At 59.5% G+C, this 15691-nt stretch carries 15 protein-coding genes; 4 read left to right on the top strand and 11 right to left on the bottom strand.

Translation table 11 applies throughout. The features are described 5' to 3' along the window. Positions 1 to 17: 17 nt before the first annotated feature. The 8 genes from pheT to ACR0IP_RS18945 form a co-directional block, all read right to left on the bottom strand. Positions 18 to 2414 (bottom strand): phenylalanine--tRNA ligase subunit beta, encoded by a 2397-nt coding sequence (pheT, locus tag ACR0IP_RS18980; RefSeq protein WP_480527282.1) that lies wholly within the window; start codon positions 2412 to 2414, stop codon positions 18 to 20. 78 nt (positions 2415 to 2492) lie between these two features. Beyond that, complete coding sequence (locus ACR0IP_RS18975; protein ID WP_480527280.1) at positions 2493 to 3296, bottom strand: CE1 family esterase; 804 nt, start codon at positions 3294 to 3296, stop codon at positions 2493 to 2495. Positions 3297 to 3530: 234 nt separating this feature from the next. Further along, complete coding sequence (locus ACR0IP_RS18970) at positions 3531 to 4055, bottom strand: hypothetical protein (RefSeq protein ID WP_480527278.1); 525 nt, start codon at positions 4053 to 4055, stop codon at positions 3531 to 3533. Further along, positions 4052 to 5125: a phenylalanine--tRNA ligase subunit alpha gene (gene pheS, locus ACR0IP_RS18965; protein ID WP_170480999.1), complete on the bottom strand. Its 1074-nt coding sequence runs from the start codon at positions 5123 to 5125 to the stop codon at positions 4052 to 4054. The genes ACR0IP_RS18970 and pheS overlap by 4 nt, the downstream gene beginning before the upstream one ends. Positions 5126 to 5195: 70 nt before the next feature. Beyond that, a complete protein-coding gene (locus ACR0IP_RS18960; RefSeq protein ID WP_480527275.1) occupies positions 5196 to 6566 on the bottom strand; it encodes a glutamate--cysteine ligase in 1371 nt (456 codons plus the stop codon). A gap of 65 nt (positions 6567 to 6631) precedes the next feature. Next, positions 6632 to 7159 (bottom strand): hypothetical protein, encoded by a 528-nt coding sequence (locus ACR0IP_RS18955; RefSeq protein ID WP_170379150.1) that lies wholly within the window; start codon positions 7157 to 7159, stop codon positions 6632 to 6634. A 307-nt stretch (positions 7160 to 7466) separates the two neighbouring features. Further along, positions 7467 to 8783 (bottom strand): TolC family protein, encoded by a 1317-nt coding sequence (locus ACR0IP_RS18950; RefSeq protein WP_480527273.1) that lies wholly within the window; start codon positions 8781 to 8783, stop codon positions 7467 to 7469. Between the two features lie 466 nt (positions 8784 to 9249). Then, positions 9250 to 9975: a 16S rRNA (uracil(1498)-N(3))-methyltransferase gene (locus tag ACR0IP_RS18945; protein ID WP_170379154.1), complete on the bottom strand. Its 726-nt coding sequence runs from the start codon at positions 9973 to 9975 to the stop codon at positions 9250 to 9252. A gap of 12 nt (positions 9976 to 9987) precedes the next feature. On the opposite strand from ACR0IP_RS18945, the gene ubiA reads away from it, so the two are divergent. The 4 genes from ubiA to ACR0IP_RS18925 all read left to right on the top strand — a co-directional run bounded on the left by ubiA (position 9988) and on the right by ACR0IP_RS18925 (position 14116). Next, positions 9988 to 10950 carry a 4-hydroxybenzoate octaprenyltransferase gene (gene ubiA, locus ACR0IP_RS18940; RefSeq protein ID WP_419740495.1) on the top strand — a complete coding sequence of 321 codons (963 nt, stop codon included), beginning with the start codon at positions 9988 to 9990 and terminating at the stop codon, positions 10948 to 10950. A gap of 64 nt (positions 10951 to 11014) precedes the next feature. Continuing rightward, positions 11015 to 12949 (top strand): OmpA family protein, encoded by a 1935-nt coding sequence (locus ACR0IP_RS18935; protein WP_480527271.1) that lies wholly within the window; start codon positions 11015 to 11017, stop codon positions 12947 to 12949. 1 nt (position 12950) lies between these two features. After that, positions 12951 to 13271 (top strand): hypothetical protein, encoded by a 321-nt coding sequence (locus tag ACR0IP_RS18930; RefSeq protein WP_170379160.1) that lies wholly within the window; start codon positions 12951 to 12953, stop codon positions 13269 to 13271. A 314-nt stretch (positions 13272 to 13585) separates the two neighbouring features. After that, a complete protein-coding gene (locus tag ACR0IP_RS18925; protein ID WP_170462571.1) occupies positions 13586 to 14116 on the top strand; it encodes a hypothetical protein in 531 nt (176 codons plus the stop codon). 47 nt (positions 14117 to 14163) lie between these two features. Here the strand turns inward: ACR0IP_RS18925 and ACR0IP_RS18920 are convergent, their stop codons facing one another. Genes ACR0IP_RS18920 through pgsA form a run of 3 tightly spaced genes read right to left on the bottom strand, consistent with a single transcriptional unit; the run spans position 14164 to position 15526 of the window. Then, positions 14164 to 14607: a molybdenum cofactor biosynthesis protein MoaE gene (locus ACR0IP_RS18920; protein ID WP_480527268.1), complete on the bottom strand. Its 444-nt coding sequence runs from the start codon at positions 14605 to 14607 to the stop codon at positions 14164 to 14166. Position 14608: 1 nt separating this feature from the next. Continuing rightward, positions 14609 to 14854: a molybdopterin converting factor subunit 1 gene (gene moaD, locus ACR0IP_RS18915; RefSeq protein ID WP_480527266.1), complete on the bottom strand. Its 246-nt coding sequence runs from the start codon at positions 14852 to 14854 to the stop codon at positions 14609 to 14611. 3 nt (positions 14855 to 14857) lie between these two features. After that, a complete protein-coding gene (gene pgsA / locus ACR0IP_RS18910; protein WP_170768727.1) occupies positions 14858 to 15526 on the bottom strand; it encodes a CDP-diacylglycerol--glycerol-3-phosphate 3-phosphatidyltransferase in 669 nt (222 codons plus the stop codon). Between the last annotated feature and the right edge of the window lie 165 nt (positions 15527 to 15691).

The following is a 15691-nucleotide window of genomic DNA, read 5'->3' as shown; positions in this document are numbered from 1 at the left end:
CCGAGGGTGGATCACCCTTAGCCGCGCAGAACGCCGCCTGTGGCTTTTGACACCTTGGCAATGATCTTGTCTGCCACGGCCTCGATATCCTTTTCCTTCAACGTCGCCTCTTTTGGCTGCAAACGCACAGTGATGGCCAGAGATTTCTTGCCCTCACCCAGGCTACCTCCGATGAACTCATCAAAAACGCGAACGTCTTCGATCAGGGCCTTATCGGCCCCCGCCGCAGCATTCACCAAGGTCAGAGCTTCGACAGTATCGTCAACCACAAAGGCAAAGTCACGCTCGACGGCTTGCAGATCGCGCAGTTCCAGCGCGGCGCGGGTTGCGCCAGATTTACGCGGCAGCGGAACCTCATCCGGCCAGATGGTAAACGCCATCGCCGGACCTTTGATATCCATCGCCTGCAGGATGCGCGGGTGCAATTCACCGAACACGCCCAGAACCTTTTTCGGACCCAAGCAGATCTTGCCGTGACGACCCGGATGCCACCAGGCGTCACCGTCGCGCAGAATCTGAACCTTGGCGGGTGCGCCGATTGCGGCCAGAACCGCCTCGGCATCCGCTTTGGCATCAAACAGATCAACAGCGCGAGACGCGCCGTGGACGTCTTTAGGACCGTTGCTGCCAACAAGCAGGCCGGAAATCTGTGTCTTTTGATCACCGGGCTCGCCGTCATGGAAGACCGGGCCGACCTCGAACAAGGCCACGTCAGCATAGCCGCGCGCCTGATTGCGCGCCGCCGCTTGCAGCAGGCTGGGCAACAGGTCCGGGCGCATGTGGCTCATCTCGGACGAGATCGGGTTTTCCAGACGCGTTGCGTCATCTCCACCGCCGAACAGCGCAGCAGAGGCCTGATCAATGAAGGTATACGAGACGCATTCGTTATACCCCAACGCGGCACAGGTACGTCGCGCCATCGACTGACGACGCTGTGTCGGGGTCATTACGGGCTTGGGAATGCCATCGGTCACGCGCGGCAAGGGCTTGCCCTGTAGCTTAGTCAAAGACGCGATCCGCGCGACCTCTTCCACCAGATCGGCCTCACCCATGACATCTGGACGCCAGCTGGGCACATGCGCCATCTCGCCTTCCAGACGGAAACCCAGACGGGTCAGCGTCTGGCGCTGTTCGCTTTCGGGAATATCCATCCCGACCAGTGACTGCACACGCGCCGCATCCAACTTGTATGCTCGCGCATGGTTCGGAACCTTGCCAGCCTCAACCACCTTGGAGACCTCACCGCCGCAGATATCCAGGATCATCTGCGTCGCCTGCTCCAACCCTTCCAGAGTATATTCCGGGTCGATCCCACGCTCGAACCGATAGCGCGCGTCCGAGTTGATCTTGAGCGCACGACCGGTCAGTGCGATCTGCACGTGATCCCAGAACGCGCTTTCGAGGAAGACATTCACGGTCTCATCAGTACAACCGGTTTCCTCACCGCCCATGATACCGGCGATGGATTCAGGCCCGTTGTCGTCCGAGATCACCATCATGCCGGGTTGCAGCGTGTATTCCTTCTCGTCCAGCGCCACCAATTTCTCGCCACCTTTGGCACGGTGAACGCGCAGGTTGCCCTGTACCTTGTCCGCGTCAAATACGTGCAGCGGGCGGTTCTGGTCGTAGGTCATGTAGTTGGTGATATCGACCAGAGCCGAAATCGGACGCAGACCGATTGCCTTCAACTGATCCTGCAACCACTGCGGGCTGGGGCCATTCTTGACGCCACGGATCAGACGGCCAGTGAAATGAGGCGCACCGTCCAGCGTATCCTCGTCGATCGTCACCTTGATGGGGCTGTCGAAATCGCCCGGCACCGGCGCATAGGCGCGCTCTTTCAGCGTGCCTACGCCGCGCGCGGCCAGATCACGTGCAATGCCCGCCACGCCTAACGCATCCGGGCGGTTGGGGGTAATCGCGATTTCGATCATCGGGTCGATTTTGGACGGGTCATTCTCGGCCAGCCAGTCGACGAATGTGTCGCCAACCTCGCCCGAAGGCAGTTCGATGATGCCGTCATGCTCATCCGACAGCTCCAGCTCGCGCTCCGAGGCCATCATGCCAAAGCTCTCAACGCCTCGGATCTTGCCGACGCTGATGGTGATATCCAGACCGGGGATATACATGCCCGGCTTGCAGACAACGACCCTAATGCCTTCGCGCGCGTTTGGGGCGCCGCAGATGATCTGCAGATCGCCCTCATCCGTCGCCACTGTGCAGACGCGCAGCTTGTCGGCGTCGGGGTGTTTCTCGGCATGTTTCACATGGCCCAAGGTAAAGCCTGCCAGCCGGTCCGCCGGGTTCACGACCTCTTCGACCTCAAGGCCAAGATCAGTCAGCGCCTCAGTGATCTCATCAACCGACGCATCGGTGTCGAGGTGGTCTTTCAGCCAGGACAGAGTGAATTTCATTGCTCGGGGCCTTTTTTGGCAGATATCCAGTCGGCACAGGCAATGACAAAGAATGCGCCAAGGTGCAAGCGCTGCGGGTCACGGATAGGTGGGGGTGCGGCCCAAAAGCTCGTCCAATTGCCGCCCGATCCAGCCATGGGGGATAAAATGCCCACCTGGATGGGTATCCAGCACCACCTGCCCCTGCGCGCAATCGGTCCACTCCACCCGGCTGAGGGTCAGGATCGGCACCACGCTCCAATCTCCGCGCGGGGTCGCGTCGTGGCAGTCGTATTTCGCGCGCCACAGGGCAACCGGATAGGTCGTGTCGCCATTCGCACCATAGGGAAAATCCATCACCGTATCGCTGAGGCCGTGGACATGGCGCGCCTCACTCGGGGCTTCGGGGCAATCCTCGGTCTGGCGAATGCTGCCTGCAACGGCCAGCAAGGCGGCAACGTCATTGCCCGACTGGCACACATAGCGCCACGCCATCGCGCCGCCGAAGGAATAGCCCGAAACATAGATACGCGCCGGATCAACCGGATAGCGCTTGGCGACATCCTCCAACACGCGGTCGGCAAAGGGCACATCACCTGTGCCCGAGGTCCAGAAATCCCAGCTTTTGCCCAGCCCGTTTGGGGCCACCAGTAACACGCCCCGCAGCTTGGTCGCCCCGGCAATGCGTTCATGGTTCACCACCACGGTCCCCTGCCGCGCCCAACCGTGGAAATGCAGCAACACGGGCAGAGGCGTTTCGCCGTCCCACCCCTCAGGCTCCAGCACATGGTACGAGCGGTCGCCGACCTCACAGGCCGTATCGCCATGGCAGTCGGATTTCCAAGGCCCCATGGCGAGTGCCGGGGTTGCGGTCAGCAGAAGAAAAAGCAGTCGATAGATCATAGGCCGGAGCCTAGCCGCCTGACGCAAACTGTCACGTCACAACCCTGTGGGAACCTGTAACAAGCCGCGTGACCGCCCATTTGTCATATCGGATCACGAGCCGCGCTGTCGCCAGACCGCGGGATGGCGATCCTCGGTCGGTGTTGGGCATTTTATGCCAGCCAAATCCGAGCACTGTTCGAGCGTTGCGCGGGCGGAGACAAATCGCCAGCGCATCCAGACGTTTCGGCTATCCTAAATCTTTTCTAAGTCTTTTTTCATAGCCGAAACTAGGTTGTTGGTCGCTGAAGTGATTTTGCTCAAGAATTCAGCGTCTTTGGACCTCTGCTCATCATTTTTATTCAACCACTGCCGCCGAGTCATAGATAGCCCGTATGCACCAAACTCAACGTAAGCTTTTTGAAGCTCTAACGCGGAATCATAGACTTTTTCAGGAGCCAACAACCTTAGTTCGTCGAGAACATGCAACTGGTTAGTAGCGGTCGTCGACGCTTCAGGAACTACTGGCCCAGAACTTGTTTCATTCCAAAACGCCTGACACTGACGCAAAAAGTCGGCATATACCTTGCGCCGTTCATCGCGCCGAAGCTCTTTGCGTTCATCTGCCGACTTCTTATAGTAAATATAAATGGCTCCACCTAAAGCAATCAGTGGACCAAGGTCAGTTATCAAGTCACCCAACCACATGATAGAATCTGACAACCAATAGAAATCACGGCACACATTCTCGCATGCCGTGATCACTTCAACTTCGCTCAACGCGACAAACCACCATGCAGGTTCGGCATATCCAGCGCTGCGAACCCGTAGTGCCTCAGCCAGCGCAGATCGGAATCAAAGAATGCCCGCAAATCCGGAATGCCGTATTTCAGCATCGCCAGACGGTCGATCCCGATGCCGAACGCAAAGCCCTGGTAGACCTCGGGGTCGATCCCACCGGCGGCGATCACCTTGGGATGGACCATGCCAGAGCCGAGGATCTCCATCCAGTCGTCGCCCTCGCCGATCTTCAGCTGACCGTTATCCCAGGAACAGCGGATATCGACCTCGGCCGATGGCTCGGTGAAGGGGAAGTGCGAGGCGCGGAAGCGCAGCTCGACGTCGTCAACTTCGAAAAACGCCTTCACGAACTCTTCCAGAACCCATTTCAGGTTCGCCATCGAGATGTCTTTATCAATCGCCAGCCCCTCGACCTGATGGAACATTGGCGTGTGGGTCTGGTCGTAGTCAGCACGGTACACACCGCCCGGACAGATTACGCGGATCGGCGCGCCCTGTTTCTCCATCGAGCGGATTTGCACCGGAGACGTATGGGTCCGCAGCACATGCGGCGGGCGATCATCACCCTCGCCGCGATGCATGTAGAACGTGTCCATCTCGGCCCGCGCGGGGTGGTGACCGGGGATATTCAGCGCGTCAAAATTATACCAGTCGTCCTCGATCCGAGGGCCTTCAGCCACGGCAAAGCCCAATTCGGCAAAGATCGCGGTCAGTTCCTCGGTCGCCTGGCTGATCGGGTGGATCGAACCCTCACGGCGCGCGCGGGTCGGCAGGGTGACGTCCAGCCATTCGGTACGTAGACGCTCATCCAGCGCGGCATCGGCCAGAGCGGCCTTCTTGGCGGAGAGCGCCGAGTTGATCTCATCCTTCAGGGCGTTCAGCGCCGGGCCTGCGACCTGACGTTCCTCGGGCGTCATCTTGCCCAGCTCGCGCATCTTCAGCGCGACCTCGCCTTTTTTGCCCACGGCAGCGACGCGGATCGCCTCAAGCGCGTTCTCGTCGCCGGCCTCGGCGATTTGGCCCAGATATTTTGCCTTAAGATCGTCCATGACGCCCTCTGAATTTGGTCGCCAACCTGCTATCGGGCCAGCCCCGCGAATGCAAGCGGGAGCGGGTGGATCAATAGCTGTATTCGGGGAAAATCCGGGTCAGGTCGCCGTTCCAGTCGCCATTGTAGTGTTCCAGCAACTCATCGGCAGGCACCTTGCCGGTGTCGATGCTTTCCTTCAACGCGTTCAGGAAATGCGTTTCATCCGGGACCAGACCGCCAGCACCGGGGAAAGCACGGGCTTTCAGACCAGCCTCAGAGATCGCCACGACCTCACGCGCCAGATCGTGCATATTGATGTCTCCGACCTGGGCCTGCAGGCCCCTGACCGCCGCCTGAACACGCAGTTCCTCGCGGGTTTCAGCATCCCAGCCTTTGACCAGATCCCACGCCGCATCCAACGCGGTTTGGTCATAGGTCAGGCCGACCCAGAAGGCCGGCAGCGCACACAGACGACGCCATGGGCCACCATCGGCGCCGCGCATTTCCATGAATTTCTTGATCCGCGCTTCGGGGAAGGCCGTGGTCAGATGGTCGGCCCAATCGGACAGTGTCGGTGTCTCACCAGGCAGAGCGGGCAGCTCGCCCTTCAGGAAGTCGCGGAAGGACATGCCCAGCGCGTTGATATACTGGCCGTCGCGATAGACGAAATACATCGGCACATCGAGCGCGTATTGCACGTAACGCTCGAACCCGAAGCCCTCTTCGAACACAAAAGGCAGCATGCCGGTGCGCGCATCGTCCAGATGCCGCCAGATATGGCTGCGCCAGCTTTTCTGGCCGTTGACCTTACCCTCAAAGAACGGAGAGTTTGCGAACAGTGCCGTCGCTACCGGTTGCAGCGCCAGCGCCACGCGCAGTTTCTGCACCATGTCGGCCTCGGACCCAAAGTCGATATTGACCTGAACAGTGCAGGTGCGGCGCATCATGGCACGGCCCATGGTGCCGACTTCTTCCATGTAGTCGTTCATCAGCCGATAGCGCCCTTTGGGCATCAGCGGCATCTCTTCGTGGGTCCAGATCGGAGCAGCGCCCAGACCGATGAAGCCCACGCCGATTTCATCGGCGATGTCCTTCACCTCGCGCAGGTGGGTGTTCACCTCATCGCAGGTCTCGTGGATCGTCTCGAGCGGTGCGCCCGACAGTTCCAGCGCGCCGCCAGGTTCAAGGCTGACATTTGCGCCGTCTTTTTCAAGACCTATCAGATGGCCCGCTTCGCGCACCTCGGCCCAGCCATGGCGGTCGCGCAGCCCTTCAAGCACCGCAACGATCGAACGTTTGCCTTCAAAAGGCAGCGGTTTGAGGGTGTCTTTGCAATAGCCGAACTTCTCATGCTCGGTCCCGATACGCCAATCGGCCTTGGGCTTGCAGCCCGATTCCAGATATTCGGCCAATTGCTCGTGGCGCTCGATCGGACCGCCGCCGGACTGAGGGATGGACATGAACCGATCTCCGATCCTGATGTGTCTGTCTTATCGGTCAGTCCTGAGCGCAAACCGCGCCAGTGTCAATGCAGCCTAAGGTGGGCCGGGCGAGAGGAGGTTTTTTCCCAGATCACCACCGGATGGCGTGACCCGCCGTGGAGTTCGGCCAGCATCTGTTGCGTTTTCAATCCCGGCAACGCCGAGAACACATCGAACAGCGCCTCGGCCCCTTCCGCATTCACAGGAATGTGAAGCGTAGGTTGCCCCGGTTGGTCCAGCACCCAATGCGCCGGGCTTGAAGTCGGATCAAGCGCGAGTCGCTCAATCTCGCGCGTTGCCACCATGCCGCCATCCAGCGGGCCGAGATAGGTGATCTGCCCCTCATCGACGCTGACGACGCCCTGCCCGCCTGCACCGGTGCGAAAGCGGGCACGCTGCACGCCGATAACGGTCAGAGCGACTGCGACAGCCACCAGTATCCAACCCAGAACGCCTAGCAGACCACCCGGCCCACTGACCCAGCTGAGGCCCAGAATCAAAACAAAACCGGCAGCGACAACCTCGCGCCAGCGCCACAGGGCCAATTTGGCTTCGGGTCGAATGAAACTCATATCGGTGTTCCTGTTTCAGCGCTTGGACGTGTTGGGCAATCCCCAGCCCCCTCAAAATCGGGCCGAGTGGCGCAGAGTTCAAGAGGGGGTTTCGTATCTCGGACTAGTCCCGGAAGGCGCGATCTTTGACGCGGATCACCGGTTTGGTCAGATACTCCAGCACCGTTTTCGGCTCGGACAGCATATCGACCTGCGCGACCATGCCCGGGTTCTCGCCCGTCTTTTGCCCAGCCCGTGGCCCAACCGCTCTGTCAAAAGCTGAAGATGCGTGATCAGCGGGTCTGTGGCGGTTGGGGTCATGGGGGTATCACAAGGTTGGGTCAGTCGGTTGTGCGACGCCCAGCGCATCCAGAATATCGCCCGTCACCGCAAGCACCGCATATTCAGCCCGGCGCGCCTGTGCCTCCAACTGGATGACACGGACCTGGGCCAGGTTCAGCTCGCGCAGAGCGTCCAGAATCTGCACGATCGTCGACCGTCCGATGTCGAACTGTCCCCGCGCCGCATCGAGTGCCTGTTCGTTGATCTCAACCGCGCGGCGGGCCGTCGCAAGACGCCGCTGGATTGAGTTCGTCTCCTCCAGAGCCTGTGACAGGCTGCGCTGCAATTCGCGGCGCAGCTCTGCTGCATCGGCCTCGCTCTGCTGCAGATTGGCCCGCGCCGTTTCAACATTGGCACGGGCAGAGCCACCCTGATAGATTGGGACATTCACGCCCAGACGGGCCTGCGCCCCATTGTCGATACTGCCTTCGTTAAAGTCGGTCTCTAGGATCGCAGACAAGGTCGGGCGAGTGGCGCGCTCCGCCACGACAACCTCTTGCTGGCGTACCTCACTGACGGCAACCTGTGTGCGAAGACGCGGGCTGCGTTCGACCATGGCCTGCGAAGTCGTTCCCGCCAGAACCGGGGCCGGTGGGATGGTTGGAATGGCACTCGGGCGGCTGCCGAACACTTCGATCCAGATGGCGGTTGCCAGCTCGACTTCTGTTTCGGCCTGCGCCAGCTCGGTTTCTGCATTGGACTGGCGGCCCTGACCCGCCAGCAAATCTGCCACCGATCCGGCACCGGCATCGAACCGGGATTGCAGATCGCTGACCAGTGCCTCTGTGCGTTCCAGGTTCTGCCGAGCCTGAACTTCAAGACGACGGTTGCGGTCAAGGTCAATGATGGCCTCAATCGCCTCAAAGCTTTGGGCGCTCAGCTCGGACAGTTCGCTCAACCAGGTCTGGCGCGCCTCGATCTGGCGCAGCCCGACACGGCTCGAGACCTTGCCGCCGTCATAGATGATCTGGCTTAGGCGAAGGATCGGAACCGTATCCCCATCGGACGTCAGAGAGGTTTCGGCGTTCAGCTGGGGTCGGAACGCGCCCCTTTCAGCCTCGATACGAAATTGCGAGGCCAGAACATTGGCGGTTCCCGCCGCAGTCGTCGGAGAGGTGGCAACAGATCTGCGCACCAGCTCGGCAAATTCCGTGCTCACGACACTACCATTCAGGTTGCTTCGCGCCGCCACGGGCTGCGCGGCGGGTTCGGCCGCAGGGTCAAACGACTGCGTGCCCTGCAAATCCTTACTGCACCCCGCCAAAACGATTAAGGTCATCACAACCGACAACCAAGTCTTCATGGTGCCAATGCTCCTGGTTTCAATTCAACTTTGAATAGCAAAAAATCGGTTAAAGGATTCTTAAGAACCGCTCGGACAGCTCTGTGTCACGGTTGACAGGTTCACCTATCTCGCCAACACAAGCCTGGTCTTTCCAGTTGGCAAAGATGTGACAATTCACGATACGAAGAACCGAAAACGGAAAACCTCAGCAGAAACTTAATGAGGCTCAGGACTGGTATGTCGCCCTGCAGCAAAACAAGACTGAGGTAATCCAGTGTCTCTTCGGCGGCCAAAATAATCCAATTGACCCAAGGGCACATAGTCCGCAAAGCCATTGTCGAAAAGACACCACCAGCGCGAACAAACGCCGTCCTGGGAGAAAGATTGCGGCTCGGTCGAAAGCATTCGAGCCTTTCGGATGGAAACAACCTATTTTTGCTAAGTGTAGCTAAGACAGAAATCCGTCATTCCTTAAAGGAGTGCTTCAGAACCAATCCCCCAAAGCCTGCTGCCACATGGTCAGCGCGGCCACCGCCGCTGTATCAGCACGCAGAATACGCGGGCCGAGGCTAACCACGTGCGAAAAGGGCAGTGCGGTCAAACGGGCGCGCTCTTGGTCCGAAAACCCGCCTTCGGGGCCAATTAGAATAGCCCAGGGCTGGCCTTTTTCCTGGGCGGCCAATCGAAGGGCTGAACCGACCTCGGCCTCATTGCAGAACATCAACCGCCGATCCTGAGGCCAACTATCCAGCACGCGGTCCAGTTTTTGCAGATCCGCGACCTCAGGCACAAAGGTACCTCCGCATTGTTCGGCGGCCTCGACCGCATGCGCCTGAAGCCGGTCCTGCCGGATACGCTCGGAGTTTGTGTACTCCGTCTGCACAGGCAGGATGCGTGCGGCCCCCATTTCTGCAGCCTTCTCGACAATGAAATCCGTGCGCGCCTTCTTGATCGGTGCAAACAGGAACCACAAATCCGGTGGCAGTTGCAAAGGCTTGGTCTGCTGCAGGCAGGACAGAACGCCGCCGCGCTTGCCCGCCTCAGAGACTTCGGCCAGCCATTCGCCATCCCGGCCATTGAACAGCGCAATCTGCGCGCCGACGGATTGCCGCATAACGGCAAACAGGTAATGCGCCTGATCGCGCGTCAAAGGAACCGATTGCCCCTGACCCAAGGGCTGCTCTACATACAGTCTGATCTTCGCACTCATGAGACCCTACATATGCAAGGCAATGCTCCAACACCAGACGGTCAGGTCGCTGATGCTGTCACCGGCAATTGGGTGGACACCCGCGCGCCCGCCTTCACCCGCCCCTACCTGCGGCTGAGCCGGGCGGACCGGCCGATCGGAACGTGGCTGTTGCTGATCCCTTGCTGGTGGGGGCTGGTGCTTGCGATCCTGGGCGATGGCACGCCGCGGCTGGAGGATGCATGGATCGCGATCGGCTGTGCTATTGGCGCCTTTTTGATGCGCGGCGCGGGATGCACGTGGAACGACATCACCGACCGCCATTTCGACGCGCAGGTCGAACGCACAAAATCCCGCCCGATCCCCTCGGGTCAGGTTAGTGTGCGGCAAGCCGTGATCTGGATGGGTCTGCAGGCGCTTATATCGCTGGGGATTCTGCTTAGTTTCAATACTGGAGCTATCCTCATGGGCGTTCTGTCACTGTTGCCAGTTGCCCTCTATCCCTTTGCCAAACGCTTCACATGGTGGCCGCAGGTGTTTCTGGGACTGGCCTTCAACTGGGGGGCGCTGCTGGCCTGGGTTGCCCATACCGGATCGCTGGGCTGGCCTGCGGTGATGCTGTATCTGGCGGGTATCGCGTGGACGCTGTTCTACGACACGATTTATGCGCATCAGGATACCGAGGACGACGCGCTGATCGGTGTCAAATCCACCGCGCGGTTGTTTGGGGCGGATACGGCCAGATGGCTGAAGTATTTTCTGATCGCCACTGTCTCGCTGATGGGGCTGGCCATCATCGACGCAGGCGTTCCGGAATCGCCGTTCTGGATTGTCACGATTGCATTGGGCGGGCCATGGGCCATGGGCTGGCATATGCTGTGGCAGCTGCGCAATCTGAACATCGAGGACAATGCCAAACTTCTGATGCTGTTCCGGTCGAACCGGGATACCGGCCTAATTCCGCTGATCTTCCTCTGCGTCGCGCTGCTGCTCTGATTGCACCTGCGCGCCGGGGCCTGTACAACCCCGCCCAAACGCCCGAGGAGTCTGAAGCCCGCATATGCGTCTGCCCTATTTTGTAGCTGTTTGTCTGATCTTCCTTGTCTCTGCAGGTCTGTCCCTTTTGGCTGCGGGCTTTGCCGTGACAAAGGTCGAAGACGCCTCGGAATTCGCCGTCCGACGTGCACTGGACCTGAAAGGTCACAACTGGGCCGAGGTCGAATCCGACGGCCTGCGCGTCATACTCACGGGCACCGCGCCGGATGAGGCGATCCGCTTCAATGCCCTGACCGCTGCTGGGACCGAGGTCGACACTTCTCGCGTCATTGATGAGATGGACGTAGCCGCCACATCAGCACTGGCCGCCCCCAGGTTTTCCGTAGAAATCCTGCGCAATGACAGCGGTGTCTCGGTAATCGGCCTGATCCCGGCCAGCGAGGACCGCGAGTCCCTTATGGACGGGTTACAGGCGCTGGACAGCGACCATTCCGTCTCAGATCTGGTCGAAACCGCCGACTACCCGAAACCCGATGGCTGGGATGATGCGCTGGCCTATGCCGTGCTGGCCCTGTCCGATCTGCCGCGCGCCAAGATATCGGCCAGTCCCGGCCTTGTCCGGATCACTGCGATTGCCAACAGCCAGCAGGAAAAAGAGCGGTTGGAGCAGGACCTGACCCGCGCCGCGCCGCCAAGTGTTCGGATCGGTCTGTCCATATCAGCCCCGCGCCCGGTGATTACGCCCTTCACTCTGCGCTACCTGATTGACGAGGCCGGAGGGCAGTTTGACGCCTGCTCCGCCCAAGATGAAGACGCCCGCGATCAGATCATCGCAGCGGCAGAGGAAGCCGGTCTTGCCGGACCATCGTTCTGTACCATTGGTCTGGGTGTACCCTCCCCCCGCTGGGCAGAAGCCGCAGAACAGAGCATCAACGCGCTTGCTGAAATCGGGCAAGGATCGGTGACGATGTCGGATGCGGATATCACTCTGGTCGCGGCTCAAGGTACGAACTCGGAGCTGTTCGACCGCGTCGTGGGTGAGCTGGAAAACGCACTGCCCGCGGTGTTCGCCCTTCATGCCGTGCTGCCCGAGCCCGAGGTCGCGGATGAAACCGGACCCGTGGAGTTCTCTGCCACCCGCAGTCCCGAGGGTCTGATTCAATTGCGCGGCCGCGTCGGTGACGACGTTCTGCGCGACATGGTCGACAGCTACGCCCGTGCGGCGTTTGGGTCCGACAATGTCTATACCGCGACCCGCATCACCTCGGATTTGCCGATGGATTGGCCCGTGCGCGTTCTGGCCGGGCTTGAGGCCCTGTCACAACTGCATAACGGCGCACTGACCGTAACGCCCGAGTTGGTTGACCTGAACGGCATCAGCCATGATGAAGAAGCCAAGGCCCGGATCGCCGGTCTGCTTTCGGACAAGCTGGGCGATGCGCAGAACTTCACCCTGTCGATCACCTATGTCGCCCCGCCCGAACCCGAAGACGCCCTGCCCGATCCTGAACTTTGTGAAGAAGGTATCGCTGAAATTCAGGCCACCAGCAAAATCGCGTTCGAGCCGGGCTCGGCCACGATTGCTGCGGAGTCGCGCGATACGGTCAATCAGATCGCCGATATCTTACGTGATTGCGGCCCGATCCGGATGGAGATTCAGGGCCATACCGACAGTCAGGGCCGTGAAGAGATGAACCAGCAGCTCAGCCAAGCGCGGGCGCAGTCGATCCTGAACGAGTTGCGCGGACGGCGCATTCCGACCTCAAGCTATACGGCCGTCGGCTATGGCGAAACACAGCCAATCGCCGACAATGACACCGAAGAGGGCCGCGAAGAAAACCGCCGGATTGAGTTCCGCCTTATCCGGCCGGAACCCACCGAGGCCTCGGAAACCGGCCTCGAGGCGCTTGAGACCGGGGCGGAAGACGAGACCGAGACGTCCGCATCAGAAGACCAGACCGAGACGACCGCGCCGGATGCGGAAGCAGAGGACCAGTAATTTGAACAGAGTAGAATTCATCATAGCCACCGCCGTCATCCTGTTCGCGGCTTTCTGCATGGGATGGTTTGCTAACTGGCTGGCCCATCGCCTGTCCCGCGTGCGCCAAAGTGACGTCGCCGATCTGGACCGTATGAGCCAGGAACTGCACGAGGCCGAGGAAACCCGCGATCAGGCCATCACCTATCTGCAGCAGCGCGAGGCCGAGCTGACCAACCAGTTGACCCAAACCGAGGCAGAACTGGCCGCTGCCATGGACGGCCTCCGCGCCGCCCGGCAAGAGGCCGAAGAAATGCGCGGACGCATCAACAACGCGGACTAGTACGACCCGCTGGATCTTTTTTCTCGCGCTCCGTTCAGATGACGACACGGGAGCATGCACCGCCATCGGAGTTAATGACGGTGCTTCGGATTTTACCTGAGTCATCCGGCAACACGAACGTTCCAAGACTGTTGGAAGCGCCGCAGAGTCTTCGCGTCTCGGTCTAAACCCAAAGCGCCTGAGCGGCTTGGGTCGGCGGGTTTTAGCCGATCCGACTCCGGTTTCTTTAGTTTTTCAACAAATTCAACATAATGAATGAGTGTGTTTTTGCCTGCACACAGAACTGTCCTTTTTCTGTAAAACTGGAGTCTATCATGAATTTCCAAGTTACTTTGAAAACCGCCGCTACCCTTGCCGCATTTGGCGCAACTGCCGCCTTCGCCTCGAGCGATGTGATCCCTTCCGAGAATGACACGTTTTCGAAATGGGGCGAGGAATCCGGCTGGACCATCTATGTGGATGATACCCGCGGCTCATGCCTCATTGAGCGTGTCGACGAAAATAACAACGTCGTACAAATGGGCCTGACCAAGGATCAGGAAATGGGATACCTTGGTGTCTTCACTCAGAATGACATTGGCCTGAAAGGCAAAAAGGAAGACATCATCCTGTCGCTGGACGGCAATGTCTACGAAGCCAAAGCCTACAAGAAGACCAAGCATCTCGCGGAAGGGTATACAGGAGGCTACATTCTGGCCAACAACCCGCAATTCGTTGAGGACGTCATGAAAAAGTACGATATGACCGTCTTCCCGGAAAAAGAGAGCGGATTTACCGTAAGTCTTGATGGCACCTTGAAAGCGATCGAGGCGGCGCGGACCTGCAATACGGAGCAGAATAGCTAGGCTATTCCATTTGGCCCGGCACTTGGAAACGGGTCCGGAGCCGACCTCTACCACCGCGTCAGGGCGTCTTCGTCTTCGTCCTTCGCGGCCACCCATTCGGCACCGAAATTGGTGATTTCTTTCTTCCAGAACGGTGCGCGGGATTTCAGGTAGTCCATCAGATATTCTGCCGCTTCAAACGCATCCTTGCGATGCGGTGCGGCTGTCGCGACCATCATGATCCGGTCGCCCGGAGCCAGCCTGCCGTGGCGGTGGATCACCAGAACATCACCCAAAGACCAACGCTCCTTGGCCTCTTCCGCGATCTTGGTCAGCGCGCGTTCGGTCATGCCCGGATAATGCTCGATCTCCATCACATCCAGATCGCCCGAGGCCAGATCGCGCACGACACCCGTAAATGTCACGATCGCACCATTGGCGTCGTCGCCAGCTGCAAAGGCATTAGCTTCGGCCCCCAGATCAAACGCCTCTTCCTGAACAGCGATCCGCATCTCAGCCGCCCGTCATCGGCGGAAAGAACGCAACCTCACGCACACCGGCCAAGGGGGCATCAAAATCGGACAGCTCCTGATCCAATGCCACCCGAAGCGCAGAGAGATCGGCAAAGGCCGCGGCATAGCGATCCTCACGTGCGCTGAGTTCGACCACCAGATCAGACACGGTCGCAGCTTGTGTTTCGACCTTTTCTTTCGGCAGGCCGATGCGTTCGCGGACCCAGGCGAAATACAGCACGTCCATCGGTTAGCTCTCCTTCAGATGCGGCATGGCTTTACGTAGGTAGTCATAGCCGCTGATCAATGTCAGCGTGGCGGCAATCCACAGCAGCCACAGGCCAATGCGACCTGACCAGAACATTCCCTCAAGGTGCCAGCGGATGTTGTTGATGTCCTCAGCCTCTCCGGTCAAGACCTGATCTATGATCGTGGGATCCATGCCCAAGGTCGCCATGACGAAATTATGCTCAAAAATCCCCTGCGAGAACAGGATGGCGATGGCAAACATCTGGGCCGTGGTCTTCCACTTGGCCAGCTTCGTCACCTTGAGCGTCCCGGCGACATCACCCAGATATTCACGCAGGCCCGAGACGAACACTTCGCGAAACAGGATCACGGTGGCGGGCAGCACCAGCCACGGGGTCCAATGCTCGGTCGAATAGCCGACGAGGATCATCAGCGCGATCACGACCATGGCCTTGTCGGCAATCGGATCTAACATCGCACCCATCTTGGTTTCCTGTTTCCAGGCCCGCGCCAGATAGCCATCAAACCAGTCGGTGATCGCGGCGGACATGAACAGGATCAGGGCGAACCAGTCGGCATAAGGACGGGTGAAATACAAAAACATCACAGCCAGACCGGGCGCTGCCAGCAGGCGGAGCAAGGTCAGAATATTGGGCAAGTTCCACTTCATGAACCGACACTACATCGCCACCCAAGGACAGAAAAGACAGACAAATGAAAAACTGACCCGTTCACAGAGGGTTGTGGGGTAAAAAGTCAAAGGGTCGCAACCAGGAACTCTCGGGCAGATACAGCTTGGCCCGGGGCGGCTTTGCGGTCAGATTGGCGCACGGCT

Source organism: Ruegeria sp. AL11, assembly GCF_056540865.1.
The sequence above is the reverse complement of the archived record's forward strand: the minus strand, read 5'-3'. Positions and strand labels throughout refer to the sequence as shown.

What these genes read in the sequence shown, in the direction of transcription:
- pheT (WP_480527282.1), bottom strand. Translation starts at nt 2,414, where the DNA reads ATGAAATTCACTCTGTCCTGGCTGAAAGACCACCTCGACACCGATGCG.
- ACR0IP_RS18975 (WP_480527280.1), bottom strand. Translation starts at nt 3,296, where the DNA reads ATGATCTATCGACTGCTTTTTCTTCTGCTGACCGCAACCCCGGCACTC.
- pheS (WP_170480999.1), bottom strand. Translation starts at nt 5,125, where the DNA reads ATGGACGATCTTAAGGCAAAATATCTGGGCCAAATCGCCGAGGCCGGC.
- ACR0IP_RS18960 (WP_480527275.1), bottom strand. Translation starts at nt 6,566, where the DNA reads ATGTCCATCCCTCAGTCCGGCGGCGGTCCGATCGAGCGCCACGAGCAA.
- ACR0IP_RS18955 (WP_170379150.1), bottom strand. Translation starts at nt 7,159, where the DNA reads ATGAGTTTCATTCGACCCGAAGCCAAATTGGCCCTGTGGCGCTGGCGC.
- ACR0IP_RS18950 (WP_480527273.1), bottom strand. Translation starts at nt 8,783, where the DNA reads ATGAAGACTTGGTTGTCGGTTGTGATGACCTTAATCGTTTTGGCGGGG.
- ACR0IP_RS18945 (WP_170379154.1), bottom strand. Translation starts at nt 9,975, where the DNA reads ATGAGTGCGAAGATCAGACTGTATGTAGAGCAGCCCTTGGGTCAGGGG.
- ubiA (WP_419740495.1), top strand. Translation starts at nt 9,988, where the DNA reads ATGCAAGGCAATGCTCCAACACCAGACGGTCAGGTCGCTGATGCTGTC.
- ACR0IP_RS18935 (WP_480527271.1), top strand. Translation starts at nt 11,015, where the DNA reads ATGCGTCTGCCCTATTTTGTAGCTGTTTGTCTGATCTTCCTTGTCTCT.
- ACR0IP_RS18925 (WP_170462571.1), top strand. Translation starts at nt 13,586, where the DNA reads ATGAATTTCCAAGTTACTTTGAAAACCGCCGCTACCCTTGCCGCATTT.
- ACR0IP_RS18920 (WP_480527268.1), bottom strand. Translation starts at nt 14,607, where the DNA reads ATGCGGATCGCTGTTCAGGAAGAGGCGTTTGATCTGGGGGCCGAAGCT.
- moaD (WP_480527266.1), bottom strand. Translation starts at nt 14,854, where the DNA reads ATGGACGTGCTGTATTTCGCCTGGGTCCGCGAACGCATCGGCCTGCCG.
- pgsA (WP_170768727.1), bottom strand. Translation starts at nt 15,526, where the DNA reads ATGAAGTGGAACTTGCCCAATATTCTGACCTTGCTCCGCCTGCTGGCA.